Annotated in this window: 1 protein-coding gene; it reads left to right on the top strand. The window is 37.0% G+C overall.

Annotated elements, in window-relative coordinates:
• Positions 1-472 precede the first annotated feature (472 nt).
• Positions 473-1090, top strand: coding sequence for a serine hydrolase domain-containing protein (locus AB4Z17_RS33360; protein ID WP_441964735.1), 618 nt, complete (start codon positions 473-475; stop codon positions 1088-1090).
• The last annotated feature ends 644 nt before the right edge of the window (positions 1091-1734 follow it).

The raw sequence follows: 1734 nt of genomic DNA, 5'->3' as shown, positions 1-1734 counted from the left end.
GCTTTAATTAGTCTAGACTTCATGATAACGCCTCCTAAGGTGAGTTCTGAGGGCTCCAACCCAGTACATACTCATCCTAGCGGGGCGTTCGTTTTTCTGCAAATCGAATCTACTAACACCTACAGGAATGTTAACGGGCAGTTTAGCGCAACAAAACGATGAATATAATCGTCTTTAATGCGGAAGAAAATATCGATTAATGGAATAGGTGATGGACGGTGAATGTTAAAATTAAGAAGATACTGAAAACAATCCTTTGGTTTTTATTAGGATTGGTATTACTGATTTTTGCACTCTCCTGTTTGTTCGCAATTGTATTCTTTTTAGGGGTATGGTACAAGGATGTCTTCATGGAGTGATGTTGACCACCGACGACTGACTGCCTTTGATTGAGCTAACGGGCACGATTGTTCAATACACTACGTTAGCTGGTCTAATGCTCAGCTGCCGTTTCTAATTGAAGTAACGAGCAATATTCCAATATCGGTGTGGGCTTACTGGGAATATTCTATGCAAGGTGTCAGGAAGCAAGTATGATGAACTGTTGAAAAAATACATAACGAGCCCATTAAAGATGAATGAGACAGCCGTTACACTTGATTCAGAACAGAATAGAAGGTTTTTGAATGGACATGCTTCAACTGGGAAGAGAGTCCCTCACTGGGATCTCTCTATACATGAAGGAGCTGGGGGGATTAAGTCATCGGTTAACGATTTGAGTTTATTTGTCCAAGCCAATCTAAATAATGATAATCCGATAGCCTCTACACTGCAAAAAAGCCATATCCCTATATGGATCGGAAATTCAAACCGTTATTTTGGCTGGGGTGGGGATAAACTTCTAGATAAAGGTATCCTCTGGCATAACGGGGGTTCAGCTGGTTTTAACAGTTATCTAGCTTTCAACAAGGAACTCCGTGTAGGAATTGCATTGCTATCCAATTATTCTTTTTTCTCGAATTCTCTTATGGATTATTATGTTGCTCAATTAATAAAATGGATTACTAAAAAAGAGCCTTCTCAAGGAACTATGATAGACGTTACAGGGTTAAAAATATTTGAAGCCATCCTAAGTAGTGAAAAGTCATGAACTAACGGAGAACGTTAGTTGATATAGCCGCGGCAGTCTAAGACTTTTTTTATCTGGTCTTGGTTCGCCGCTGCTTTTGTTGCGCGAATCTATCACAATTGTGACCATATAAATCAAAAAAAGAGAATTCCACCCCTTATTAACATAAAAATCCCCTTTCATTCATAGGTGCAATCCAACTACTATAGGTATGAGTTCGAATGGTAAAAAGTATCATTTTTTTGATATTAGTATCAAATTAGTCAGGATGACCACGCTCTTTGATATCAAAATAAGCTAAACCTTTACAGCATTTTCCCACACCTCTTTCATTGCGCAGCTCTTTTCTAGTAAATGATTTCATTGCTAATCTACATGCTTGTCAGTCTCCCCAACAAGTTAACCCACATGTTATTTTAACTCGAGTATTCAACCCGCATAAGCTATACCTTCAACCAAAACTACTTAGTCGTATGTAATAAGAAGTTATTAATAAACTATTGATAACGCTTTCATGTTAACAGAGTAATTTCTTTGTCTTTTTTATTTTAAAATTTGTAATAAATACAAATAAAAGTAAGTTAAGGTTGTGTTAAAGCCCAATTATTTATCGGTATATTAACCAAATTCACTATTCTATGAGGAGTGTGTTATGAGTGTGTTAT

Source organism: Paenibacillus sp. TAF43_2, assembly GCF_052113545.1.
In the GTDB taxonomy this organism is placed as follows: domain Bacteria; phylum Bacillota; class Bacilli; order Paenibacillales; family Paenibacillaceae; genus Pristimantibacillus.
Note: the sequence above shows the minus strand (reverse complement) of the source record. Positions and strands in the feature narration are given on the sequence as shown.